22 protein-coding genes are annotated in these 26582 nt (G+C 46.9%); 20 read left to right on the top strand and 2 right to left on the bottom strand.

Annotated elements, in window-relative coordinates; translation table 11 throughout:
* Positions 1-3: 3 nt before the first annotated feature.
* The 11 genes from DYADSP32_RS23275 to DYADSP32_RS23225 all read left to right on the top strand — a co-directional run bounded on the left by DYADSP32_RS23275 (position 4) and on the right by DYADSP32_RS23225 (position 12471).
* Positions 4-1590 (top strand): SusD/RagB family nutrient-binding outer membrane lipoprotein, encoded by a 1587-nt coding sequence (locus DYADSP32_RS23275; protein WP_149240519.1) that lies wholly within the window; start codon positions 4-6, stop codon positions 1588-1590.
* Positions 1591-1847: 257 nt separating this feature from the next.
* On the top strand, positions 1848-3941 hold the full coding sequence (locus DYADSP32_RS23270; protein WP_149244704.1) for a beta-N-acetylhexosaminidase: 2094 nt from the start codon (positions 1848-1850) through the stop codon (positions 3939-3941).
* Between the two features lie 176 nt (positions 3942-4117).
* Positions 4118-4912 carry a creatininase family protein gene (locus DYADSP32_RS23265; RefSeq protein WP_149240520.1) on the top strand — a complete coding sequence of 265 codons (795 nt, stop codon included), beginning with the start codon at positions 4118-4120 and terminating at the stop codon, positions 4910-4912.
* The gene (locus tag DYADSP32_RS23260) at positions 4905-5294 is read left to right on the top strand and encodes a RidA family protein (RefSeq protein WP_149240521.1); all 390 of its coding nucleotides are present in this window, start codon (positions 4905-4907) and stop codon (positions 5292-5294) included. The genes DYADSP32_RS23265 and DYADSP32_RS23260 overlap by 8 nt, the downstream gene beginning before the upstream one ends.
* A 138-nt stretch (positions 5295-5432) precedes the next feature.
* A complete protein-coding gene (locus tag DYADSP32_RS23255) occupies positions 5433-6383 on the top strand; it encodes a 3-hydroxyacyl-CoA dehydrogenase family protein (RefSeq protein WP_149240522.1) in 951 nt (316 codons plus the stop codon).
* Positions 6380-7513, top strand: a complete 1134-nt coding sequence (locus DYADSP32_RS23250; RefSeq protein ID WP_149240523.1) for a mandelate racemase/muconate lactonizing enzyme family protein — start codon at positions 6380-6382, stop codon at positions 7511-7513. Before DYADSP32_RS23255 ends, DYADSP32_RS23250 begins: the two co-directional genes overlap by 4 nt.
* The gene (locus DYADSP32_RS23245; RefSeq protein WP_149240524.1) at positions 7510-8433 is read left to right on the top strand and encodes a DMT family transporter; all 924 of its coding nucleotides are present in this window, start codon (positions 7510-7512) and stop codon (positions 8431-8433) included. The genes DYADSP32_RS23250 and DYADSP32_RS23245 overlap by 4 nt, the downstream gene beginning before the upstream one ends.
* 11 nt (positions 8434-8444) lie before the next feature.
* Complete coding sequence (locus tag DYADSP32_RS23240) at positions 8445-9404, top strand: dihydrodipicolinate synthase family protein (RefSeq protein WP_149240525.1); 960 nt, start codon at positions 8445-8447, stop codon at positions 9402-9404.
* A 48-nt stretch (positions 9405-9452) separates the two neighbouring features.
* Positions 9453-10196: an SDR family oxidoreductase gene (locus DYADSP32_RS23235; protein ID WP_149240526.1), complete on the top strand. Its 744-nt coding sequence runs from the start codon at positions 9453-9455 to the stop codon at positions 10194-10196.
* 109 nt (positions 10197-10305) lie between these two features.
* On the top strand, positions 10306-11394 hold the full coding sequence (locus DYADSP32_RS23230) for a hypothetical protein (protein WP_149240527.1): 1089 nt from the start codon (positions 10306-10308) through the stop codon (positions 11392-11394).
* Between the two features lie 21 nt (positions 11395-11415).
* On the top strand, positions 11416-12471 hold the full coding sequence (locus tag DYADSP32_RS23225) for an alpha/beta fold hydrolase (RefSeq protein WP_149240528.1): 1056 nt from the start codon (positions 11416-11418) through the stop codon (positions 12469-12471).
* 133 nt (positions 12472-12604) lie between these two features.
* On the opposite strand, the gene DYADSP32_RS23220 is transcribed toward DYADSP32_RS23225, so the two are convergent.
* Positions 12605-13519, bottom strand: coding sequence for an IS3 family transposase (locus DYADSP32_RS23220; RefSeq protein WP_149240058.1), 915 nt, complete (start codon positions 13517-13519; stop codon positions 12605-12607).
* Positions 13520-13530: 11 nt separating this feature from the next.
* Complete coding sequence (locus DYADSP32_RS23215) at positions 13531-13923, bottom strand: transposase (protein WP_149239641.1); 393 nt, start codon at positions 13921-13923, stop codon at positions 13531-13533.
* A 90-nt stretch (positions 13924-14013) separates the two neighbouring features.
* Between DYADSP32_RS23215 and DYADSP32_RS23210 the strand changes: the two genes are divergently transcribed.
* The 9 genes from DYADSP32_RS23210 (at position 14014) to DYADSP32_RS23170 (ending at position 26486) form a co-directional block, all read left to right on the top strand.
* Entirely contained in the window at positions 14014-15402 is a 1389-nt protein-coding gene (locus DYADSP32_RS23210; RefSeq protein ID WP_149240529.1) for a Gfo/Idh/MocA family protein, read from the top strand.
* Positions 15403-15794: 392 nt separating this feature from the next.
* The gene (locus tag DYADSP32_RS23205) at positions 15795-17171 is read left to right on the top strand and encodes a DegT/DnrJ/EryC1/StrS family aminotransferase (protein WP_149240530.1); all 1377 of its coding nucleotides are present in this window, start codon (positions 15795-15797) and stop codon (positions 17169-17171) included.
* Positions 17168-18556, top strand: coding sequence for a neutral/alkaline non-lysosomal ceramidase N-terminal domain-containing protein (locus tag DYADSP32_RS23200; RefSeq protein ID WP_149240531.1), 1389 nt, complete (start codon positions 17168-17170; stop codon positions 18554-18556). The genes DYADSP32_RS23205 and DYADSP32_RS23200 overlap by 4 nt, the downstream gene beginning before the upstream one ends.
* Positions 18557-18588: 32 nt before the next feature.
* Entirely contained in the window at positions 18589-19545 is a 957-nt protein-coding gene (locus tag DYADSP32_RS23195; protein WP_149240532.1) for an amidohydrolase family protein, read from the top strand.
* Between the two features lie 3 nt (positions 19546-19548).
* Positions 19549-20832, top strand: coding sequence for a hypothetical protein (locus DYADSP32_RS23190; RefSeq protein WP_149240533.1), 1284 nt, complete (start codon positions 19549-19551; stop codon positions 20830-20832).
* A gap of 13 nt (positions 20833-20845) precedes the next feature.
* Positions 20846-22957: a PVC-type heme-binding CxxCH protein gene (locus DYADSP32_RS23185; protein WP_149240534.1), complete on the top strand. Its 2112-nt coding sequence runs from the start codon at positions 20846-20848 to the stop codon at positions 22955-22957.
* Positions 22958-23227: 270 nt separating this feature from the next.
* Entirely contained in the window at positions 23228-23617 is a 390-nt protein-coding gene (locus tag DYADSP32_RS23180) for a high-potential iron-sulfur protein (protein ID WP_149240535.1), read from the top strand.
* A gap of 132 nt (positions 23618-23749) precedes the next feature.
* A complete protein-coding gene (locus tag DYADSP32_RS23175; protein ID WP_149240536.1) occupies positions 23750-24739 on the top strand; it encodes a methylenetetrahydrofolate reductase in 990 nt (329 codons plus the stop codon).
* A 385-nt stretch (positions 24740-25124) separates the two neighbouring features.
* Entirely contained in the window at positions 25125-26486 is a 1362-nt protein-coding gene (locus tag DYADSP32_RS23170; protein ID WP_149240537.1) for a Gfo/Idh/MocA family protein, read from the top strand.
* Positions 26487-26582: the final 96 nt, after the last annotated feature.

Here is a 26582-nt window from a genome sequence, read left to right as displayed (position 1 = left end):
GTCATGCATTTCAAAATAAAAAAATATTACAGCCTGTCAATCGCTGCCATGCTGGGGATGGTCATCGCCCTGAGCAGCTGTACCGACGATTTTGTCGAACTGAATACCGATAATACCAAGCTTGGGTCAGTAAGCGCTACTGAATTCCCCTACATGTTTGCTACCGCACTCATGACAACCACCCTGGCACCCAACGACTTCGAGATCGGTGAGGGCACTGTGGCCGGTGTTTATTCGCAGTTTTATTCACAGGCCGCCATGTCATTCCCTACCGACCGCTATGTGATCAAGCAGGAGTGGATGCCAGCCGTGTGGAACCCGGTGTACATTTCAGCCGCCCCGCAGTTGAAAACGATTATTGAAAAAACAGACGAAAAGCTCCCGGAAAATGCCATTGCCAAAGTATGGTGGGTTTGGATGTTCCACAGGGTTACCGATTACTTCGGCCCAACACCCTATTTTGAAGCAGCCAACGGAAAGGATGCTGTCGCTTTTACCCCGCAGGATTCGATCTATTATGATTTTTTCAAAAAGCTGGATGCCGCATCCACCGTATTAAAGGCCGCAGGCTCTGCAACACCTTATGATAAATTTGATCTGGTGTACAGTGCTAAAGGAAATCAATCTCCGGCTGCCTGGGCTAAGTTTGCAAACACCCTGCGCCTGAGACTCGCGCTTCGCATCTCCAAAGTGAATCCAACCCTGGCAAAACAACAGGCGGAGGCGGCTGTAGCGGCCGGCGTAATGACTGCCACCACGGACGACGCATACATGCCCAAATCAAGCTCCGTTTATGCCGAACGCAACGGCCTTTCACAGATTGTGGCCTGGGACGAGCTGAGAATGAGCTCTTCCATGGAGTCCATGCTCAAAGGCTACGACGACCCCCGGATGCCGATCTATTTCCAACCGGCCACATTTACCGGCAAATTCGACGGTGTTCGCAATGGTTTATTGGTGGTAGAAAAACAAATGGATATCAATTCCAGAAAGTTCAATTCCAATCTGGGATCGCGCTGGGCTAGCAATGTCGGGAATGGCGCCTTCACGGCCAATTTTGCTGTACCACAAAATATCATGCACGCGGCAGAAGCTTACTTCCTGAGAGCAGAAGGAGCCCTCAACGGCTGGAACATGGGTTCCGACGCGCAGACCCTCTACGAAACAGGCATCAAAATGTCTATGGCGCAGTGGGGCATTACCGACCAGGCTGTTATTGCCAAGTACATTTCAAATCCTGCGGTTCCCATTGCTCCGCTCGACGGACAGGACTCGCCTCCTGTCAACAACTACCCTGTAAAATGGAGTGCCACAGCTGACATGCAACGTAAACAGGTAGCGCAGCAAAAATGGCTGGGACTATTCCCTGATGGCATGGAAGGCTGGGCCGAAGTCCGCAGATCCGGATTACCGCAATTGTACCCCATCGTTCACAGCGAAAACGCAGACCTTCCCGCAGGGAAATTCATCCGAAGAATGCCATTCCTGGAAACTGAGAAACAGACCAACTCTGCCGCTGTGGCCAATGCAGTAAAAATGCTTGGTGGCGCCGACAACGCAGCCACGCCATTGTGGTGGGATAAAAACTGATACTTTGATCTGATGGATACAATTTTCATACCCTGTTTACTCTGCGACAGAGTGAACAGGGTTTATGGAACACACAGCAACTGTACGAAAGAAATCAGGAGACTGACCGCCCCGACTGTTGGGTCAAATCGCCCTTTCGGCGTGAGCTGTCTCCACATTGGATCTATTCATAAAAACGCTGATACCCTCCTCGTCAAACGCAGTACGCCACCGACCAAATGGAGCAGGTAAACCTCATCATTCTTAAAACTGTCCGCATGCAATTCGCTGAGCTAAACCGATTCAGAATACCCGTATTGATATTGATCCTGCTTGCTGGATTATCCGGTACGGCATTTGCCCAAAAACCCGTTTTGTTCCCCGAGCCCGAAAAAACCGAATACGGCGATGGCACATTTCTGCTTAGTGCTGCATCGCTTTTCTTACCGGCTTCTGCCTCGCCCGAGATCCGTTTTGCAATCAACGAACTTGCACAAACCATCCGTGAAAAAACGGGCACTACGGTAAAAAAAGCGACCTCCCTTTCAACCGCCAGCATTCAGTTTTCCATCAAAGAAAAAGGAGCTGAACTGCCCGGAACAGACGAGATTCAGAACACGACGGACCGGGAAAAATACCGCATCCAGATCTCGCCAAAAAAGATACAGATCATCGCACAGACGTCCGCAGGGTTGTACTATGCCGTTCAAACCATCCGTCAGCTAATCCGCGGCCAAAAAAATCAATCATTTCTACCAACAGTAGAAATTTCAGACCGTCCCAAAATGCCATATCGGGGAATCATGATGGATTTTGCCCACGGCGGACTTTTGACAGTGGACGAAATAAAACAGCAGATCGACTTCCTCGCAAAATGGAAAACCAATCAGTATTATTTTTACAATGAAGTAAGCATCGAACTCGACGGGTTCCCTTCCATCGGTTTCAGAGCAGGGTACACCAAAGAGCAGATCCGGACCATTATCGCATATGGCAAGGAAAGACACATGGATGTCATTCCGTTTCTGAACCTGTATGGGCACCTGCACGAGTTGGTACGCAACGAAAAATACGCCGGACTCGCCATCGGAAAATATGGTCATGAACTCGACCCCAGAAATCCGGAAACAAATTCGCTTTTAAAAAATTGGATCAAACAGTATTCCGATCTGTTTCCAAGCCCCTTTATTCACGTAGGCTTTGATGAAACCTGGGAAACCAAACGCATTGCCGATGACGCCGATATCAAAATCAATTCAGAGGAACTATGGCTTGCGCAGCTGACGCTTGTACAAAATGAGCTGAAACAATACGGCAAGACTGTGCTGGCCTGGACCGACATGAACAACTATTATCCGGATCTGATGAAAAAGCTGCCCGCCGAGATCATTCCGGTTATCTGGGAATACAAGCCCGACACCGTGGAAATAAACAGATATCTCAATCCGGTTCTGAAAGAAAAGAAAAACTTTTTTATACAGCCGGCAGTGTCGGGTTGGGGGCACATTTATCCCGATGCCAAATACACCTACGACAACATCGACCTTTGCCTGCGGGCGGGTATAAAAAACAAAACACTGGGTTTTATCAATTCCGTCTGGACCGATCCGGTAGAGCCTTTTGTAAGGTCGTCATGGATGTTCATGGCTTATGGAAGTATCGGTGCCTGGCAGGGAAAAGTGCCGGATCAGGCCACTTTTGGCGATCAGTTTGCAACCATGGTTTTTCCAGCTGCAGGTGCAGAAATGAGAGAAGCATTTTCAAAACTTGCCCTCGCAGGAAGTTATCTGGATAAATGTTTAGGTAAAAACACCAATGGAGTTCCCCGAGGAACGATCGTGGAAAGCTGGTCAAACCCGTTCCAGGAGTATTATCTCAAAAACACCGAATTACATTTTCAGGATTTCAAAAACGCCCGGAAGGCTAGTCAGGAGGCACAGGATGCATTGATTATGGCGCTACGCAAATGCGAGAAAACAGATAGTCTTTTTATCAATTCACTGTTGGTTTCTGCACGCCTGATGCAGTACGCTGCCACCCGATTTATCTGGGCCAAAACCATTTGTGATCGCTGGAACGAATCCATGCTCAGTAAAAAGAAAAACGATTTCGTGGTATATGACCTCACATACCCTTGCCATGGACTCATTGTGGATCTCATGGACGAAACCGGCGAACTAAAAGAGGCCTATCGGCAAACCTGGCTTACCGAATACATGCCTTACCGCCTCAATACCATGCTTGGGCGTTTTGATGTGGAATATGCCCTGTGGCAGAAATTATCACTCAAAGTACTGGATTACCGTATTCAAAATGCAAGGGATCATGTCTCAAAGCAGACCTTCCAAGCCTTGTTTAAGCCGGATTTTTAAAAATCAGAACAAATCACCTTCCTTTCAAAAGCCAGGGAAGTAGAATCCGGAACAATCACCATTTAAAATGAATTCAAATATGTTATTTTTTGTAAACTATTTTTAAATGTTTTTGTAAACAAAATAATAATTTATACATTTGAAATAATAATTCAAAGGATTAAAGATCTGCCGCAATGCTCTTTTCCAAACAAACCTATAGCACGATCAACCAGCAGCTACGGGACAAAATTGTGATTCTTCCCCTGGCTGCCATTGAGCAGCACGGACCACATTTATCCGTTTCCACAGACATGGACCTCGTTTCCAGCATCGCTCAAAAGGTTGAAACTTTACTTCCAGACGACATATTACTATGCCCGGCATTGCCGTTCGGCTCGAGCCACCATCACCTATCCTTTGGTGGCACATTAAGCATTTCCATCACCACTTATACGCAGGTCGTAGTGGAACTAGTAGAATCCCTCCTTCAGAACGGCTTTCGAAAAATTGTGCTGTTGAATGGGCATGGAGGAAACATTACACCTGTGAAGCAGGCGCTCGCTATTCTGGGACATAAATATGATCAGACCCTATCACCCAATATTGCGCTGGTGACCTATTGGGAAACGGCAGGTAATGTATTTGCTGGTGCGGCACCTATGGAAAGCCCGGCGTTGAGCCACGCCTGCGAGTACGAAACCAGCATGATGCTGCACCTTTTCCCAGAGAAAGTATGGATGAACCTGGCCGAAAGATCGGTTCGCCCGGAAACCAACGGATTTATACCGTTCGAGGACGACGAACCATACAGAGGCGCTACACTTTTCAAGCAAACCGCCTTTATCTCATCCAATGGGAGTAGCGGGGAACCGCAGAAAGCCTCCGCGGAAAAGGGCCTACACCTCTTTGAAAACGCGGTGAGGTCGGTCACCCATTTTATTGAATCTTTTAAAAACTGGCCCCTGCTGCCGAATCTTCAACATGACTAAGACAGAAATAAAACATCCGGATAAACAAGTTGATACCGGGGCATACTCAGCGGGGGTTTTGGTTGACGGATGGTTATTCATCAGCGGACAAGGGTCAGTAGACCTGGCAACCGGTGAGGTAATCCGTGGCAATATTGAAGAAGAAACAACCAACACACTCAATCACATAAAAAAGATCATTGAAGCTGCCGGCGGCAAGATGGCCGACATTGTAAAATGTACCGCGCACCTGAGCGACATCAACGAATTTGATAGGTACAATGCGGTATACGCCTCTTTTTTCCCTGGAATAAAACCAGCCCGAACAACCGTGCAGTCGGTCTTGGGCGATGGAATCAAGGTGGAAATCGATGCGATCGCAAAACTAGGGAGTGGAATTTGAGAATCTGAGCTAAGGTGCGTGTGAATGCGATTTGGCGCCTATCCTTTTGTTAAACAAATAGCTAACCAGTTGAAAACGGTCAAATCAACACAAGTAACCAATCGAATACAAAACAAACAACATCTGGGCTCGTGAACTATGAGTGAAAAAATAAGAATCGGTACGGTCGGATTGGGACTAATGGGCAGCAGCATAGCCACCTGCATTCTTGCAGCGGGTCATGAAGTGACGTCGCTGGTTTTGAGTATTTCTGAAGCAAAAACGGCTCAAAAAAGGATTTTCAACTTCCTTTCGGAGCTAAGTGCAGAAGGACTTCTGGCTGGGGATCCTGAAGAAATCATTGAAAAGATCACCATCACCGATGATGTATCGATTTTCGCAGGACATGAAGTAGTGATTGAGTCCATCACAGAAAGTGTGGATGCCAAAAAGGACATTTACAGGCAGTTGGAAACCGTATTATCGCCAACCGCCATTATTGGCAGCAATACCTCTGCGATACCAGTGACCATTTTACAGGAAGGACTGGCACACCCCGAAAGGCTGCTTGGAATTCACTGGGCCGAGCCGGCGCATATCACACGGTTTATGGAAGTAATATGCGGAAAGGATTCGGATCTAAAATATGCACAGCAGGTTGTACAATTGGCCGAAAGCTGGGGTAAGGAACCTTCGCTTCTCCGAAAGGATATCCGCGGATTCATTACCAACAGGATCATGTACGCCATGCTACGGGAGGCCTTTAACCTGGTCGAGAATGGCTTCGCAACGCCGGAGGATGTCGACCGATCCTTGCGCAATGACCTGGGTTATTGGATTACGTTTGCCGGACCGTTCCGCTTTATGGATCTGACAGGCATACCGGCTTACCTTACCGTAATGAAAGACTTGTTCCCCGAGTTGGATAACACCTCGAAAGCACCACAAACTATGGAAAATCTGGTTTCCGCAGGAGCCAAAGGAGTAAGTAATGCCCAGGGCTTTTACCCCTATACCAAGGAATCTGCGGCCAGATGGGAAGAAAAATTTATTGAATTCAGCTTCGACATCAGGAAACTGGCGGCGAAGTATAATGAGGAGTTTAAATGACAATTATTACATCAATCAAAGCGACTGAGGTTATTGTTCCAGCAAAACCCGGCAGTCTGAATTCAGATACGGTACTGGACAAAGACACGGAATTTGCCAAAAAATTCATGACCGGTGAAAGCTGGACTTCCTTTGCAGATCAGCCCAAATGGATCATTGAAATCACACTTGCCAATGGACTCACAGGAATCGGTGAAACGTATCGGAGCGCCTCCAAAACGCTCATATTTGAGGCTATGCAGGAATTTACAGGCAAGGATGTGCTAAAACTAAACTGGCGCAGATTACCCGTTAACGACCAGCGCATCTATGAAGCTTTCGAATCCGCCGTGCTGGATCTGATCGGAAAACTATTACACGTTCCGGTCTACCAGATTCTGGGTGGCGGTTATCGCGAATGGATCGACTGTATGGGCTGGACAGGACGGCGAACCCCGGAAGACGCTGCACGAAAAGCTTTCGACGCCATGCAGAAGGGTCATAAGGTATTCAAATTCAAATGCTCAGATGAAGATCCCGTCAGGCTGTGGACCGACGAGATCCGTAAAAAGTGTGGCGACGGAATCAAAATCCTGCTGGACCCCAACCAACGATGGAATGACGTTGAGACTACACTGGGCCTGATGGAAGGCGTAGACAAAGACATCATGCTGGGACTTGAAGATCCCATCCTGCATGCCGACGTGGCCGGTTTCAAATACCTGAAAGAGCACCTGAACATGCCCATCTACCGCCACATTTCCCTGCCGTACACGCAGGACATTCGCGATATGATTGCCTTTGTACGTGCCGACGCTGCGGACGGATACAATTTCAATGGTTCAGCATACAATTGCGTTCTTCTTGCAGAGATCGCACATCTGGAAGGCAAACCCTGCTGGAGGGGCTCCGAGGTAGATCTGGGCATTTCAGAAACCATGGGATTACATATCGCAGCAGCCAGCATCAACTGTACTATTCCGTCAGACATTTTCGGGGAGCTTGTGCGAACCGATGACCTGATTGAGAAACCAATAAAATTCCTGAATGGCGCTGCACAGGTTCCGCAAGGTGACGGGTTGGGAATTAGTCTGGATTTGGCGGCCATTGAAAAATATACAACGAATCAAACTTTAAAGACAACCCTATGAGCAAATCCGTCATTTCCTGGTTGATTCTCTTTTCATGCAACCTCATGTGGGCGTTTCATTTTACGAGCATAAAACTGGTCCAGGATCAGGTGGGTCCATATTTTACCGTTTGGGCACCTATGTTGCTGGCAACCATTTTTCTGGCGCCTTTTGTGATCAAGGATTTCAAAAAAGGAGGAAAAAAACCAAAAGACATCCTGATTTTTGTACAACTGGCCGCTCTCGGCGCTTTTCCTTCTCAGGTTCTGATGACTTATGGCACCCAGTATTCGCTGGCCAGTAACTCAGCCATCCTGGTTCTCACGCTCCCTGTGATCACTGCCGTATTCGCCTTTTTGATCCTCAAAGAAAAAATGAACAGGATACGCTGGATCAGTTTTGCCATCGCCATCATTGGTGTGGCGCTATGCTCCACAGATGATATCAAAAAAATGGATCTGAGCTCACGTTACGCCCTGGGAAATCTGCTCATCTTTCTGGCCATCATCGGCAACGCTTATTACAATGTAGGGTGCAAAAAAATTGCAGAACAATACACGGAAATGGAAATGGTATTCTACACCTATCTGGTGATGGTGATTTTACTCGCGCCGCTGGTATGGTACTATGAGCCCGACATGTACAAAAACATACCGGACTACACCACCCAGACCTGGATCGGGATGACTTCACTTACTTTATTCCACAATTTCCTGTCCATGCTTTTGTTTTTCAAAGCTTTGAAGAACCTCGATGCGACCCAGGTGGCACTATCCAACTATATGATCACCTTTATCGGCCTCCCGATAGCCGCCATATGGCTTGGGGAAACACTGAAGACGCAGGCGATCATCGGGGGTGTACTGGTACTCGCTTCCACGCTCATCCTCACCATCGTAGACAACAACGCGCAAAAAAAACTGGCTAATATTAATCCGTAAATAACAAAATCATGATACATACAGAAAACGAACTGTTGGGTGTTGTTCCGATTATCCCAACCCCCTTCACCGAAGACGAAGAGATAGACCAGGATGCGCTTCGCCGACTTATCGATTTTGCAATTGCCGGAGGCATTCAGGCGGTATGCCTGCCCGCCTATGCAAGTGAGTTTTACAAACTTACTGACGAAGAGAAGCTTTTGGTAGTTAAGGTTGCGGTTCAGCATGCCGCGGGCCGGATCAAGATCGTGGCCCAGTCGAATCACCCTTCCCTTAAAGTGGCGATCAAGCTGGCCCAAGCGAATGTCGCAGCCGGAGCGGATGTGATTTCTCTGGCGGTACCCAGAATCTTTGCACTCCCCGAAAATTCATTAAAAGTATATCTGGAAGAATTCCTTCAGGCCATTCCTGATACCCCCGTGCTGATCCAGGACTTCAACCCGGGTGGCTCATCGATCAGTGTTAATTTTATCAAAACGCTGATGGACGAAAATCCAAACTTCAAATACCTAAAACTGGAAGAACCGCTCTGTGCGCCTAAATTTGAAGACATAATTAAAACTACCAAAGATCAGATTGGTCTTTTTGAAGGATGGGGTGGCCTGTACATGCTTGAACTAATCCCGATCGGAATACGTGGCGTCATGCCTGGACTTGCCGTGGCTGATATTTTGCAACGGGTGTTTACGCTCAGAAGCCAGGGCGAACATGCAAAGGCCTTTGACCTTTTCGAAAAGGTTATGCCACAGATATTCTTCTCTTTGCAAAATATGGAGCTTTTCCACTATGCCGAAAAGGAGCTACTGATAGCAAGAGGCGTATTGTCCAACAGTATAGCACGTAAAGCCGCCTACATTCCGGATGCATCCTCCGTAGCCTATATCAAAGAACTGAACCAGAGAGTCCTACAGATACTCGACGATGAAAGCTGGGAAATCAGACCGCTGGAAAATATTTTGGTTAAATCCTGATCAAAAACAGCTTTATCCATTGTCACCGGGATTAATTAATTAGAAACCATGAACAACTTCAACGGCCAGGTCGCCGTCATTACAGGAGCCGCATCCGGGCTGGGACTGGTCATTTCCAAGAAACTGTTAAGCGAAGGGGCAAAGCTCGGATTGCTTGATTTTAACGAAACAGCCCTGAAAAATGCTTTTGAAAGCCATTCGGATGAAGCCGAACTGATCACCATCGACATTACCAAGCCAGAGCTGGTGGAGCAGTCCATCGCGCAGATTTTGAAACGCTTCGGCAAAATCGACATTCTTATCAATTGCGCCGGCATCACAGGTATTACCAACGTGCAAAGCCACGAAGTGGACATCAATAATTTACAGAAGGTATTTGATGTCAATTTCATGAGCAGTTTTTATACAGCCAAAGCGGTTTTACCCAACATGATCCAAAACAATTATGGCCGGATCCTGCACATCGCCTCCATTGCCGGCAAAGAAGGCAATGCCGGAATGCTTGCCTATTCTGCATCGAAAGCAGCGGTAATCGGCATGACTAAAGTACAGGGAAAAGAATATGCAGAAAAAGGAATAACGGTAAATGCGCTCGCGCCTGCTGTAATCCAAACACCCCTGGTGGATGCCATGCCCGAAGCTCAGGTGAAATACATGACCGATAAAATTCCGATGAAACGATGCGGAACGCTTGAGGAAGCAGCAAATCTTGCAGCATTTATCGTGTCCCGGGAAAGCAGCTTCACCACTGGTTTTACCTTTGATCTGTCTGGTGGCAGGGCAACTTACTAGTTTGCACGAGCTGAACAGATAAACGGGTATCTTTTGCCATACGCCAATAGCCCGGTTATCAATAATCAACAGACAAGTTTCCCTTTTAAATAACGAATACAACAACCCAATGACCTCAACCCTGAAATTTCTTCATCCCATTGATGGCGACATGCTCCATGCCAACGATGGAGTCACGACTGGTGAATCTTTGAAAATAAAGGTTAAGATTGCAGCACCGGCCCACAGCCAGATCACCGTCAACGGAACACAGGCTGTGTATACAGAGGACGGATTCACTGCTGAGGTTTCGCTGGATTCCTACGAAAACCTTCTGGAAGCCTGTGAGGAGTCTTCGGGGGAAAAGCGGAGCATTCGGGTTTACAGGTTGAAGAATTTTGCTAACAAATACCGGCTTTCTATCGATGACAACATATGGTTTTTAAGGGACATACAGGATCACATGGATCGTTACAACTCCCTGTTCGACAATCCGTACCTGTCCTTTCTTAAAAATGTAAACGAGCAGTACGGCACTAAAGTCCACCTCAATCTTTTTTACCAAACCGATGGCATATTCCAGAAGGATGATTTCAACCTTTCCAAATTCACCGACAAGTTTAAGGGGGAATGGAAGGAAAACGCTGACTGGCTTACCCTGAGTTTCCATGCACTCGGCGAATTTCCCGACCAGCCTTACATGCGGGCCGGTTATGATGAAACCAAAAAAGATTGCGACCTGGTTATCGGTGAAATAAAGAGGTTTGCCGGAGAAGAAGTGATGACCAATGTGACCACAATCCACTGGGGGGAAGCAAGCAGAGAAGCTTCCCGTGTACTGCGCGATGCCGGCTACACCGGTCAGCTCGGCTATTTCAATGTGGACGACGATCAGTATCCGGCCTCTTACTATTTGTCGGAAGACGAAAGAAGGCATATTAAAAAGCGTTTTATCTGGAAGGACCACTCCGAGGATATCACTTTCATCAAGACAAGCATTGTCATTGACACCAAAAAACTGGAGGAAATTGTGCCTCACCTGGATGCTTACATTCAAAATGCCAACAAACCACCGTATCTTGATCTGCTGGTTCACGAGCAATATTTCTATCCCTTTTACTTTAATTACCAGCCCGATTACCGGGAGAAAATACTGGCAGCCGTAAAATGGGCACAGGATCATCATTACGAACCGGCAAAGCTTGGTGATTGCATCTAGCCTGAATTAGCAAATAGCCTTATGCTCAGATTGATATTCTTATTGGTAATTACGTTTACGCTGAACTTCAACAATGCTTCAGCTCAGGATTTATTGCGCTATAAAAATGCGCCGGTCAAAACAAAAAGCCAGTGGAATGCCAGACGTGTCCAAATCCTGGACAGCATGCAGGCGGTGATGGGGAAATTACCTCCTCGCGACAAAAATCCGCCGGTGATACAAATTCTGGATAGCCTGGATGAAAAAAACTTTACACGGTTCTCCATCCAAATGACGGTTGCCCCGAACGAAACTATTTACGCATACCTGTATGTGCCCGTAACCACGAAGCAAAAAAAATTTCCGGCCATGCTGGCCCTGCATGAAACAGATATACTGGGTAAAAAAAGTGTGGACGGGCAGGCTAAAAACAAAAACCTTGCTTACGGTCGCGAACTGGCAGAACGAGGTTATGTAGTCATTGCGCCGGACTATCCCAGCCTGGGTGATGCGAAGGATTATGATTTCCAAAAAGACCGTTACCAATCGGGAACCATGAAAGCAATCTTCAATCACATGCGTTGTATTGACTTTCTGGTAAGTAGAAAAGATGTGAATCCCGAAAAAATTGGTGTCATCGGACATTCACTTGGCGGTCACAACACCCTATTTGTCAGTGCATTCGACACCCGGCTTAAAGTAGCTGTAACAAGCTGCGGCTGGACCCTTTTTGATTTCTACAATATCGGTGCAGAAAAATCAAAAGCCTATGGCGGACGGCTCGGCCCCTGGGCACAGGAGCGGTACATGCCTTTGATCAAAGAAAAATATAATCTGGATGCGGATAAAATGCCTTTTGATTTCAACGAAGTGATGGCCGCCATTGCTCCCCGGGCCATATTTTCAAACTCGCCCATTGGTGACAGCAATTTCGACTTCCATGGGGTAAAAAAAGGAATCGCCAATACATCTGTGGTATTCGATTTTCTGGGAGCGAAAGAGAAACTGCAGGTTCGTTACCCCGAATCCGGTCATGACTTTCCCACGGCCGTCCGTTTTGAAGCATACGATTTTGTCGACCAGATTTTAAAGAAATAAAATCAGGTCGATTAGCTATTAGCCCCCGGCTTTCGACATTGTGGTCTGATGACGATTATTTTTCGACTATCACAAAACATAACATGTGATTGCCTAGTATAGGTTGCCTTCAGTTTAAAATTATGAATAAAGTTTAAAATTGAATTATACATTGATCTGGATTGTGATTTTTAGATTCTGATGCAGTCCAGATTTTGAGTTTAGGCCTTTCAGAGTCTTTACGTTCTTTGATTTTTTGTTCAAACGCGATCGGTGTAGCACCGTCTAGGGCTGAATGCGGTTTTTGGTTGTTATAAGTCTCAACAGCTCGTTTAACTTCTGTTTTTAGCATTTGAAAGCTTGTAATATTCCAATGAATCAGATACTGATTTTTGATGGTTCCGTTGACCCGTTCTATATGCGCGTTTTCATAGACAATGTTGCACATGCTGATACGAATTTTGTGCTCTTTCAGTAGATCAGTGTAGACGTCGCTGATGTATTGTCCCCCCCGATCCGAGTGGTGTATCAGTTTGTGCTCATAGCTGTGTAAACCCCTTATAGTCAGAGCCATTTTCAGAGCGGCGACATTGTTTGCAGCTCTCATGTTATCTGCAACAGAATAACCGACAATCAATCTGGAATACACATCCATGATTAAAACAATATAACAGTCTTTATTGTCGACTTTAAAGTACGTTAAATCGCTAGTCCACAGTTGATTAATATTATCAAGCTCTTTATCTACCAGCAGGTTCTGGTAACGGCTGTATGGACTGGAAAAGGTTGTTCGGGTTTTGTTCCGAAACACTTTCACCCTGAATCCATAGTAAATGCCGATACTGATGAAAGCATCTCTGCCAATACCTTCGGGCTGACAAAGTTCATAGATAGTTCGAATACCCATAGCTGGGTGAATCTCGCGTACCTGCATGATCAGCCCTAATACCAGCTCTTCCTGGTTTTGCCAGTGAATCTCTCGCTGCAAGGACTTATAGTGCCCTTGCTTACTGATCTGGCAATGAGTATACAAGCCGCTCATCGAATACATGTGGTTACTTAAATTCATACGAAAGTGCTCTAAGGTCCAGGATTGAAACTTTTTTTTAGATCGACATCCAGTTCCTTAGAGGCGATCTCAATGAGCTTATCCTGATAATCGATAATCATTTGTTTTTGACCAATTGCACGTTCCAATTCAGCAATTTTACCCTGCAACTCAACAAGTTTAACAGCTTCGCTATCTTTTTGTACAACCATGATAGTTCCCTTTTTGTGATCAGGAGAATATTTATAAATCCATTTGTATACGGTATTCTGGCTTACTGACCACAATTTAGAAAAAGACAGAATGCTGATCTCACCAGCCGAAATTTGCGCTACCTTTTCGCGTTTGAACTCTTCACTAAACACACGATATGGACGAATATTCAGTTTTGTACTTTTTTTAGTTTTTAATTTCGAATTGCTCATGTTAAAATTACCGTTTAAGGGCAACCTATGTTAGGCAATCACAACAATTGACCATTAACTCTTCCCTTTAACCCCTTCATTCCATTCAAAATGCAAACCGATAGTAACCGCAGAGACTTTCTGAAACTTGCCGGTCTGGGGATCGCTGTTTCAGGTTTTGATAAAACAATACCAAAACAGGCAGCAATCCCCCGCATACAGAAATTCAACATGTCTGGCTATGCCGCGCCAAAGCTCGAAAAAGTGCGCGTCGGATTTATCGGTTTGGGAAATAGAGGAATGGCTGCCGTGGAAAGGCTGAATAAAATTGAGGGAGTTGAGATCATGGCCTTATGCGACCTGAGAGGTGAAAAAGTGAATGAAGCTAAAAAGACAGTTGAAGCCTCCGGACACAAACCTGGCCTTTACCACACCAGCCCCGACGCCTGGAAAAAACTCTGCGAAAGAACCGACATTGATCTGGTTTACATTGTGACTCCCTGGGCCCTGCATACACCCATGGCGGTTTTTTCCATGAATCATGGCAAACATGTGTGTGTGGAAGTGCCCGCGGCCAAAACGATCGAAGAATGCTGGCAACTGGTGGAGACCTCGGAACGAACCAAAAAGCACTGTATGATGACCGAAAACTGCTGTTACGACTTTTCGGAACTGCTTACTTTGAATATGGCCAGACAGGGATTTTTCGGGGAAATCGTACATGGAGAAGGTGCATACATCCACGGATTGAATGACCTGATGTTTTCCAAAGACCGCTTTTACCAGATGTGGGAGCTCAATGAGTTATCCCAACGCAACGGAAATTTGTACCCCACGCACGGTCTGGGGCCCATTTGCCAGGTGATGGACATCAACCGCGGAGATAAAATGGATTACCTGGTATCCATGTCTTCCAACGATTTCATCATGGGGCCAACCGCACGGGAACTTGCTTCAAAGGATCGTTTTTACCAACCTTACGTAGGCAAAACCTTCAATGGCGCCATGAATACTTCCACCATACGAACCAGCAAAGGGCGAACCATCATGGTGCAATTTGACGTAACCTCACCCCGACCCTACTCCCGGATTCAAACCATCGTAGGAACGAAAGGGAGTGCGCAGAAATATCCATTACCCGCAAAATACGCCCAGGGGCATGAATGGCTCAGCGATGCAGAATACAAGGCGGTTGAAGAAAAGTACACCCCACCTATTGTAAAAAAAATAGGTGAAATGGCCAAACAGGTCGGTGGCCATGGCGGAATGGATTTTCTCATGGACTGGCGCACCATTGACTGCCTGCGAAACGGCCTGCCTTTGGATCAGGACGTATACGACGCCGCATTATGGAGTGCAGTGGGCCCACTCAGCGAATGGTCAGTTGCACACAGATCCAATGCCATTGATGTACCCGACTTCACAAAAGGATCCTGGAAAACAAACAAACCGATAGATATTTCTATGACCCTGGGAGGCACCACACAAGTAAAGATTTAAAAATTACGATAATTAAGATTAATATTTGCTGCATTGATTAACAAAAAAAATTATATTTGCGCTAGATGGATTTAGGCCATTGAAAATTTTGAAAGCGGATTGAATAAAAACGCTATTAATTTTCAACCCAAAATCAATTGAAATTCATCACACAATACCATTTATTTTTTTGGATAATAGGCTGAAATTGAGGTTTTTGAATTCCATCAACACGCGGCTGACAATCACACCAAAATAAGTTTCTTTCAAACCGATCACATCCGTTAATTTCAACCGGCGTGTGATCTGATTCAACTCTCAGAACATTAGATAATGATTGATTTAAACTTATAACTTACATAAATCAAAATTTACGGGTACGTACCCATAAATTAATTTCATCACCTGAACCCATGAAAAATCCTGACCAAACCAGACGCGAATTCATTAAAAACAATGCCCTCGCCGTTGCCGGAGCAGCTTTTGCAGCCAGTCTGCCCACTACACTATACGCAAGTCCGAAAAGTGCATCACCCGCCATATTGGGCGGTGACCCTTCGTGGAGCGTAGCCAAGTGGCCAAAATGGCCTCGCTGGAATCCTGAAACGGATGAGAAAAAGCTACTTGAGGTGATGCGTAGCGGTGTGTGGTCCCGAGCCGAAGTGGTCACAGAATTTGAGGAAGCCTGGGCCGACGCCTTGGGCGCGAAACGCAGCCTTGCGGTGGTCAACGGCACCAATGCGCTTGTCACAGCTATTTCACAGTTCAATATCCAGGCCGGGGACGAAGTGCTGGTCCCACCCTATACATTTATCGCTACGGTAAGTGCCGTTTTGACCAATGGCGCCATGCCCGTTTTTGTAGATATAGATCCGCTAACCTACCAGATGGATCCCGCCAAGATCGAAGCCAAAATTACTCCCAGAACCAAGGCGATCATCCCGGTACATATACTGGGCCTACCCGCGGATATGGACAAAATCATGGCTATCGCGAAAAAACACAATCTCATTGTAATTGAAGATGCCTGTCAGGCGCATTTGGCTGAGATTGATCATAGGAAAGTAGGAACAATCGGTCACGCAGGGTGTTTCAGTTTTCAAAATTCAAAAAACCTGCCCATCGGTGAGGGTGGCGCCGTTGTGAGTAACGATGACGCATTCATTGACCGCTGTTTTTCATACACCAATTTCGGAAATCCTTACGGAAGTGCCGTGGGTGCAGTGGGAGCAGGTGCCATGATGCAGGGAACCAAGCTTAGGTTCAGTGAATATCAGGCCGCCGTGGGGCTGGCACAGTTGAAACGGCTGGATAGCGAAACCACAACCCGGAATGAAAATGCTACCTATCTCAAATCACAGATCAAGGATATACCGGGAATAGTGCCGTACAAGCTTTACGACAACGTAACACGAGCAGCCTTCCACCTTTTCCCTTTTCGTTACAAACAGGAAGATTTTAAAGGACTATCCAGAGCCGATTTCCTGAAAGCACTGTCTGCCGAAGGCGTTCCATGTTCAAGCGGATATACCACTTTGAATACCCAGCCATTTTTGAACGAAACATTTAAGTCAAAAGGCTTTAAAAACAGTTTCGCAAAAGATGCTTTGGACATCAAAAACTACAACGAAAAAAATAAATGTCCTGAAAACAACCTGCTTTGCAGCGAAGCGGTGTGGTTTACTCAAAATATGATCCTTGGAACTAAAAGCGACATGGACGACATTGCGACGGCGATTGAGAAAATTCATAAAAACGCCGAAAAAATCAAAAACCTGAGCAAAAAATGAAAACCCTGCCAAGAGCTTTAACCGTAATTTCGGCCCTGCTATACCTGCTGCTTGCATTTCCCACGCTCGCCCAGCAAAAGGGCTGGAAGGCAGGCATTGCAAAAGTAGCCATCACGCCTGAACAGAACATGTGGATGGCGGGGTTCGCCAGCCGTACGCACGCCTCTGAAGGAAAAATCCATGACCTTTGGGCAAAGGCGCTGGCACTTGAAGACGCAGAAGGCAAAAGATCTGTATTGGTGACGCTGGATTTGCTGGGGCTTCCAAAAAAACTGTCGGATAATATTCGGGCACAGATCAAAACGAAATATGGGCTAAACAAGGAAGATATCATACTGAACAGTTCGCACACCCACTCCGGACCGGTGCTCAGCGAAGCGCTTTTTGATATTTACCCGTTGGATGAGGCGGAAACAAAACGGGTAGCGACTTATACCGACAAGCTCGCTCAGCAGCTGGTCAGCGTGGTGGGTGATGCAATCAGGAAGTTGCAGCCCGCCAGTATTTCTTCCCGGAATGGGGTGACCCGCTTCCAGGTCAACAGGCGCAACAACGATGCAGCAACCCTGGACAGGGTTACAGAATTGAAAGGCCCCAACGACTTTGCCGTTCCGGTAATCCGGGTTACCGATAAAACAGGCAAAATGATAGCGGTTGCATTTGGCTACGCCTGTCACCCCACCGTTCTCGACGGCTACAAATTTTCGGGCGACTATCCCGGTTTTGCCCAGATCGAGCTCGAAAAACTTTATCCGGGAACCATGGCGATGTTTTTCCAGGGTGCCGGAGCAGATCAAAACCCACTGCCGCGACATACAATCCCCCTGGCACAACAGTATGGCAAAACACTGGCGGCTGCCGTTGAGCGGATACTTTCCGAAGACATGAAAGAACTCGCGCCTAAGATTAAAACCGCCTACACCGAGATTGAACTCCCTTTTACAGCTCCACCGACCAGGGAGGAATTGACTAAATTCACGACCAACGCGGCGAATTATCAAAAACGCTGGGCTGAACGAATGCTCCGGAATATCGACAATGGTGTTGCTTTTCCAAAAACCTATCCGTTTCCCATTCAGGTGTGGAAGCTCGGTGACCAACCCATCATGACCTTGGGTGGCGAGCTCGTGGTACAGTATGCCATTGATCTGAAGAGAATTTTCGGACAGCATATTTTCGTTATGGGCTATTCCAATGATGTGATGACCTACATCCCTTCCGAAACGATACTGCGGGAGGGTGGCTACGAGGGTGAAGTGGCGGCGATTGTTTACGGTCTGCCAAGCACCTGGTCATCAGACGTTGAAACCTCGATCATCAGTGGAATGACCAAATTGGCAGAGCAGGCCGGTGTAACCAAGCCCGAATCCCGATTATTCAAGTAAATAATACCAGTCCCACCTGAACTTGCCTTTACATGAAACAAAAAGATTCTTTTTCCCGCCGTGAATTTCTGGCCGGTACCGGAGCGCTTATTCTTGCCGCAAACAGTGGATTAAGTGCCTTAGGCCTAAAAAACGCCGCTGAGCCCATTATAGACATTCACCAGCATACCAATTATGCAGGCAGAAGCCAGGAGGCGCTACTGGCCCATCAGCGCAAAATGGGTGTTACCACCACCATTTTGTTACCAGCAGGAACACCCTCGTTTGGGTTGTCCACCCACAAGGGAGCAACCAATGGCCTTCAGGCCAAATGCGGTGTCAATTCGGTTTGCTACGATTTCGCCAAACTTTACCCAAAGGAGTTTACCTCCGGAGCCAACGAAGTGCCCGATCTGCCCGATGCAGTTAAAGAAATAGAAAAATATCTCAAACTCGGTGCGCCGGTGATCGGCGAGTTGAAATTCGGTGTGGCGTGCGATTCCAGGGAGATGCAGAAAATATATCAGCTCGCGCAGACCTACGATGTGCCGGTCCTGATGCACTGGCAATATGAGATGTTCAACTACAACTTTGAACATTTTCACAAAATGCTGGAAAAATATCCAAAGGTGAATTTTATAGGCCACGCACAAACCTGGTGGGCCAATATAGATAAAAACCACACCGACCAGAAGGTACTTTACCCAAAGACCAAGGTGACCCCCGGAGGAATTACGGACCGACTGCTCCGTGATTATCCCAATATGTATGGTGACCTTTCCGCAGGTTCGGGCCTGCTGTCTATGACGCGGGATGAGGATCATTCGCGGGAGTTCCTGGCCAGGCATCAGGACAAACTGCTGTATGGAAGCGACTGTGACGACTCGGAAGGGCATGGTGAAAAATGCCAGGGAGCGCAGACCATCGCGGAAATCCGTAAACTGGCTGCCAATAAAAAGATTGAGCGCAAGCTCCTTTATGAAAACTCTAAAAAGTTATTTAAGCTTTAAAAAATGATCCAGGAAACGCTTACACTCGAAGCTAAAACATATTACTCCGGATTCCAGCAGGCGCACGACACCTACAATGGTATTTCTGCTGCAAGCGACGGGAAAATTTACTATATACTGTCATCCGATCAACATAACATCGGGGGCCGCATGTTTGTTTTCGACCCGCTTACCGATCAGATCAGATTCCTGGGAGACCTGACTGAAATTTGCGGAGAAAAAGGTTTAAACCTGATCGCTCAGGGCAAAAGCCATGTGCGGTTTTACGAAAGGAATGGGAAGCTGTATTTTTCCACCCATGTGGGTTACTATCAGCTCATCGAAGGAATGGACAGGCTGCCGGTCGCTGCTCCCGAAGGCTTCGGACTGTATGCCGGAGGGCATTTCCTATCGTATGACCTCGCCACCGAAAAATTTGAAGACCTGGCCATCGTGCCGGGAGGCGAAGGGGTGGTGAGCATGACGATGGATACAGATCGTGGTCATTTGTACGGAATTAGCTGGCCCACCGGACGCTTTCTGCACTACAATGTGGATGAGAACGAACTGAAGACGTTTGACAGGGTTTCAGGCCTGGGTGAAGCCGGAACACCCGGAGCTGATTTCAGATCACTTTGCCGTTCGCTTTTTGTAGTTCCGGATACCGGTTCGGTCTATTTTTCAACTGCCGAAGGAAACGTATTTACTTATAATCCTGCCGAAGGCAATGTGCAAAAACTCGCTGATGCTGACCTGAAACTCGATTATTTTGGCAAATATGATCCTACCCGCCCGGGAAGCATGTGTTACAACTGGCGAAAGATATTCTGGTACGCCACTGAGCAGGTGGCCTATGGAGTGCATGGCAACTCGGGTTATCTCTTCAAATTCGACCCAAAAACCGAAACCACCGAAATTGTAGACCGGATCACTTCATTGCCCTCACAACGCAGCGGCATGTTTGATCAGTTCAGCTATGGCTATCTGGGCTTCCAGCTTGCACCGGATCAGGAGACTATTTATTATCTTACGGGCGGGCCCATTTATATTGATGGTAAAAGAGTAAAAGGAGAAGAACAGATTGCAAAAGGAGCAGCCAAAGGCCTGGAGAACCTGCATCTGATCACCTATAACATTCCGAACAGGCATTATATGGATCACGGTCCCATATTTTATGAGAACGGTGACAGACCAACCTACGTAAACTCAATTGCAGTGGGGAACGATGGCTCCGTGTACGCCCTGGCGCGTATAGAGCGGGAAGGCAAAGTGATTCAGGACCTTATTAAAATATCAAACCCGTTTTAAATAATCAGTAGCAATGAAAAAAGTAAATGTTCTCATTCTGGCTTTGCTGGTAACCGCTTTAGCTTGTTCGAAAAAACGTTACGCAGATCCGCTTACTCCGGAGGAAGCGCTAAAAAGTTTCAGCCTCAATGAAGATTTCAACATAGAGGTATTTGCTGCCGAACCCTTTATTGTGGATCCGGTTGACCTTACCTTTGATGAAGACGGCAACGCTTTTGCCGTTGAAATGCCTGATTATCCTTACAAACCAGAACCCGGAAAAGGACGTGGCAGGATAAAGATGCTCTTGGATACCGATGGAGACGGCCGGGTTGACAAGGCTACCGTTTTCGCCGACAGCATTGCCGAAGCAACAAGCATTTTGCCCTGGAAAGGCGGACTTCTTGTTGCCGCAGCACCCAATATCTGGTTCATGAAGGATACGAACGGAGACTTCAAGGCTGATCTGAAGGAGGTGCTTTTCACAGGCTTTTTTGAAACCAATTCCGAAGCGCAGATCACCTGCCTGCGTTATGGGATCGACAACTGGATATATGCAAGTAACAATGGGCAGAATGGGAAGGTATCGTCTGTGAAGTTTCCCGGAAATGATTCTCTGGCCATGCGCGGTGCGGATTTCCGCTTCAGGCCGGACACCAAAGAATTTGAACAGGAATCAGGTGCCGGACAATTTGGACAATCATTCAATGAATGGGGTCACCGTTTCATGACGCAAAATACGATTCGACTTCAGAACATGGTCATTCCCTGGCGCTATACCCATCGCCACCCTAATCTCCCCTCTACAAAGGGTTCCATAGATATCACCAATGGCGATCTCACCATGTTCCAGGAAACACCCCCACCCTACTGGCGCGCAGAAAGAACGGCTCGCAGGGTAAAGGAGTATGCAGAACAAAATATTGACAGAAAGGAATACGCGGAAGATCATTTTACCGGAGCCTCCGGTGGCACCGTTTACACGGGCCATACATTTCCTGCTAAATATGTCGGCAACATTTTCATTGGTGATGTTGCGGGAAATCTGGTCCACAGGGACTTGCTTACTCCGCTTAAAGACAGCCCAACTTACTTTGGAGGAAAAGACAGTCTCAATGAAAACACCAAGGAGTTTTTGTCGTCCACAGACCCCTGGTTTCGCCCCGATAATTTCACCGTAGGCCCCGATGGCGCATTGTATTTAGTGGACCTCTACCGCCAGCATATCGAAACACCGGTATCAATACCGGAAGATCTCAAGACCGATATGGATTTTGCAGCTGGTGAAGACAAAGGCAGAATTTATCGTATTGTGCCCAAGAATCCCGTCTCGACAGACAAATCGGTACCGAAGCTTTCTAAGGCGAGCTCAGAAGAGTTGGTCAAACTGCTCGCTCACCCAGGTCAATGGTGGAGACTTCAGGCTCAGAGATTACTGCTCGACCGCCAGGATAAATCGGTGGTAGCATCCGTCACCAAGTTGTTTTCAGAAAGTACCGATGCCAGAGCCCGGCTGCACGCTTTGTTTGTGCTGGAAGGATTGCAGGCACTCAATGCCGATGTGGTAAAAAAGGCCGTGAAGGATACCCACGTTGCTTTGCGCGAACATGGACTGATCCTATCCGAAAAATACCCGGTACTGATACCGGAAATAATTGCTGCTACTTCAGATTCTTCTGCAAGAGTCGCTTTTCAGGCTACTTTGAGTCTGGGTCAATTTTCAACCAAGGAAGTGGTTCCCACCTTTGCGAAGATACTCGAAAAGCATTTCAACGATCCGTGGTTCAGAATGGCTGTACTAAGCTCTAAAGCAGGTTCTTCCAGTGAGATCATCAAGTCGCTCTCTGCGAACGGAGTGTTTTTCCAGGAGGTCCAGCCGGGTAAAATCGATTTCCTGAAAGATTACGCGTACATCACAGGAGCCGCAAACGGCAAAGAATCTGCGCAGAATCTGCTGAAATTATTTGCCGCTCCCAAAACAGATGAGAAATGGAAACTGGCAGCTTTAAAGGGATTAACCAAAGGCATGCAAAGTTCCAAAGACAGCCTGAAACCCGACGCCAACCAGAAAAAACTCCTCCTGGCCATGATGCCCGCATCAGGTAAAGAGGTGCAGGAAGCAATTCAGGAGATGATTAATTTGTAAGATCCTGTGACGTACACCCGGGCTATCTTTGGGTCCGTTTCCAGAATCAGGGATGCCAATATTTACCAAACACATAGGCATATAGAAAACATAGTAATGGCACACCGAAGCTGCTTAGGTCCTAAGTTGAACATAGGCTGTCAGTGCCCCGCATAGGGTGGCCCGCATAGGGTGGCCCACATAGGGTGGCTATGTTTCCTATCTGTCTATGTGGTTCAAAAAAAGTGATCAAACCGTCGCATTTTAGTGCGATCTCAGCAAATCAAAAAAATGGCGATTAATAAACTTTCAAGAAGAAGCTTCATTAACAAATCTGTTTTCTCGGTCTCTACATTACCAGCTGTTGCTCTTTTGCTGAACGCCTGTAATTCAGCCACTGAATCAAAAACTGCAACCGAATCGAAAAAAGAAGAGCAAAAGCCGGTTGCCAAAGCAGCAGACCCCTGTGAGGACTTTACCGGTGTCACCGAAGCGGATCTGCAGGCACGCCAGAAAATGGGGTATGTAAAAGTTTCACCGATTGCCGAATCCAAATGCCAGAATTGTCAGTTATTCCTGCCATTTAAAGAATCCCCAGGATGCGGGAAATGCCAGCTTTTCAAAGGCCCTGTATTGACAGGTGCGTACTGCACTTATTGGGCTCCGCAGATTGCAGGATAATGGCATGTGACTGCATGAGAAAGTGGCGGGACTGGTTTTGATATACCACCGAGAAAATAGTACTTTTGGGCATTGAAGGCCTATTAAATACCATACAGACCGGGAGCTTAAAGCCACCACTTCTAATACAATATGTTTTTACAAAAGATCAAAAACCAGGAATCGGGTGTGTTGCTTTACGGCATCACCCCGCCTAAGGCCGATACAAGTGCTGAAAGAGTGAATGAAATTGCTCAGAAAACGATTGACCGCCTGCAGTCTCTGGATATTGATGCGCTTGTAGTATACGATGTACAGGACGAGTCGGCACGAACAAAAGAGCAGAGACCCTTTCCCTTCATCAATGCCCTGGATCCCCTTTCGTTTGCCTCGGAATATCTGGCAAGTTTAAATATCCCCAAAATCATCTACCGCCCGGCTGGCAAATTTACTGCTGACGAACTATCGGCCTGGCTACAGCAATTACACGATCAACAGTTTTATCCTGTATTCGTGGGTGTGCCGGCCCCCGATTACCCCGTCAAAACGGACCTGCCCGAGGCATACCGGATCTGGCAAAAACATCAGGATACTTCGGTAATTGGCGCTGTCACCATCCCTGAAAGGCATGAAGTGTTAAAAGACGAGCCGATCCGGATGCTCGACAAGATGGGTAGTGGTGTAACCTATTTTATCTCGCAGTGTGTTTTCAACCTCGACTTTGCAAAAAAAGTTATCGAGGACTTGTCAGCAAGCTGCCGGGATAGACAGATCCCCCCGCCAACCATCATTTTCACCATTACCGCATGCGGCTCTCTGAAAACATTGGAATTTATGGAATGGCTTGGCATTCACATTCCTGAATCCTTAAAAGAGGAATTCATAAATGCTGCCGATATGCTGGAAACATCAGTAAGGGTATGTCTGAACATAGCCCGGGAGCTTACCGATTTCTGTATAGAACGCACTATCCCTTTCGGCTTCAATATTGAAAGTGTAGCCATCCGTAAAGCAGAGATCGAAGCCTCCGTCGACATGACGGTGGCGATCGCGGAAATGCTGAAGGACAAAGGCCTGAGGTCTCCATCCGGAATTCCGGGAAGCCCATCGGGCCATACTGTGCAGGAACTGAGTATAAACTAACTTCCGGAAAGAATCCCGTAATAACAATTTCCTCCAAGCCCGCAGCCACTCCTGTTCGACGCGTATATGGCAAGACAGCAGTACTTTTCCTCAGGTTCACAAAGTTTCAGCCGCGTTCGCTTTATCGTTACGATATTTTCCTTTTTTTCAAAACATATAAAAAATATATGGCTAACTATTGAGAAAACGAAATAGTTTTATGAAATTGCGGGTACGTACACGTAATTCATGATGAACGTTATGTGTTGCCCAGAGGAGGTAAAAAAGAGGAGAAACCTGCTCTTATAGTAAAAATCGTTAAAAGCCCAGGACCAGTCAGAAAAAACATCGGTGTAAATATCGCCGTAAACAGCTTGCATATTCCAAACAGACATAATTTCAGATCATGAAAGACCAGCATCCAACAGAAAATCCAAGACGCGATTTTATTAAAAAAACCCTTGCGGGAAGCGCGTTGCTAACATTTGGCGGTATACTTCCAGGTTTCAGCCCCAAAAGTTATGCAAACATCATCGGGGCCAATGAAAAGGTGCGGGTAGGCATGATGGGTGTCAATAGCCGTGGCTTGGCGCTTGCCGGCAATTACGCGCTGCAACCCAATTGTGAAGTCGTTTCTGTGTCGGACACCGATACGCGTGCTGCTGAAAAATGTATTAACGCGGTGGAAGGAATCCAGAAATCAAAACCAGCAAACATTCCAGACTTTCGCAAAGCGTTGGAAAATAAAGATCTGGACGCGCTGGTGATAGCGGCTCCCGACCATTGGCATGCACCTGCGGCCATTCTTGCGTCCAAAGCAGGTAAACATGTATACCTGGAAAAGCCTTGCAGCCACAATCCCAACGAAGGGGAGTTGCTGATTGCCGCAGTGAAAAAATACAAAAATGTGATTCAGATGGGCAACCAGCGTCGGTCGTGGCCTAATGTGGCTGCCGGGATTAAGGACGTTCATAATGGCGCTATCGGCCGTGTTTATTTTGCCAAAGGATGGTATACTGCCAATCGTGCGTCGATGGGCATAGGAAAAGAAGCCGAGGTGCCTTCCTGGCTTAATTATGATCTATGGCAAGGACCAGCTCCACGCATGCCCTACAAGGATAATCTTATTCACTATAACTGGCACTGGCTCTGGAACTGGGGAACCGGTGAAGCATTAAATAATGGTACACACATGCTGGACCTCATGCGCTGGGGCCTGCAGGTGGAATATCCTACACGGGTAACCTCGTCGGGAGGGCGTTTTCGTTACAAGGACGACTGGGAAACGCCAGATACACAGGTAATTAATCTTGAATTCGCGAATAATACGGCCATGACATGGGAAGGCAGAAGCTGCAATGGAAGAACCATTGAAGGCAGCGCTGTGGGTGTTGTTTTTTATGGAGACACCGGCTCCATCCAGATTGGAAGCGGCAATGAATACATGCAATATGACCTTGACAATAAACTTGTAAAACATGTCAAAAATGATGTGGTCATTGATCCGAGAAATAAAATGAACCCTTCTCAGTCACTGGATGCCTTACACATTCAGAACTTTTTTGACGGAATTAAAAAAGGGACTCCGCTTAAATCTGAGATCGTGGGCGGGCATCAGAGCACACTGCTTGCCCAGCTGGGGAATATAGCCTTTCGCTCTGGTGGCACGCTGGATATTGATCCTACCAACGGGCACATTAAGAACAACAAGAAGGCTGCAAAGCTTTGGAAACGGGAGTATCAGAAAGGCTGGGAACCAACCGTGTAAAGGGAAGCATGTGATATGAAGAAGTAAAATGTAGCGGAAAGGCCATGTAAAGGACCATCGCAGTGCATACCACCAGGTATGCACACTCATTTCACA

The sequence above is a fragment of the Dyadobacter sp. 32 genome (assembly GCF_902506755.1).
GTDB lineage: Bacteria > Bacteroidota > Bacteroidia > Cytophagales > Spirosomataceae > Dyadobacter.
The sequence above is the reverse complement of the archived record's forward strand: the minus strand, read 5'-3'. Positions and strand labels throughout refer to the sequence as shown.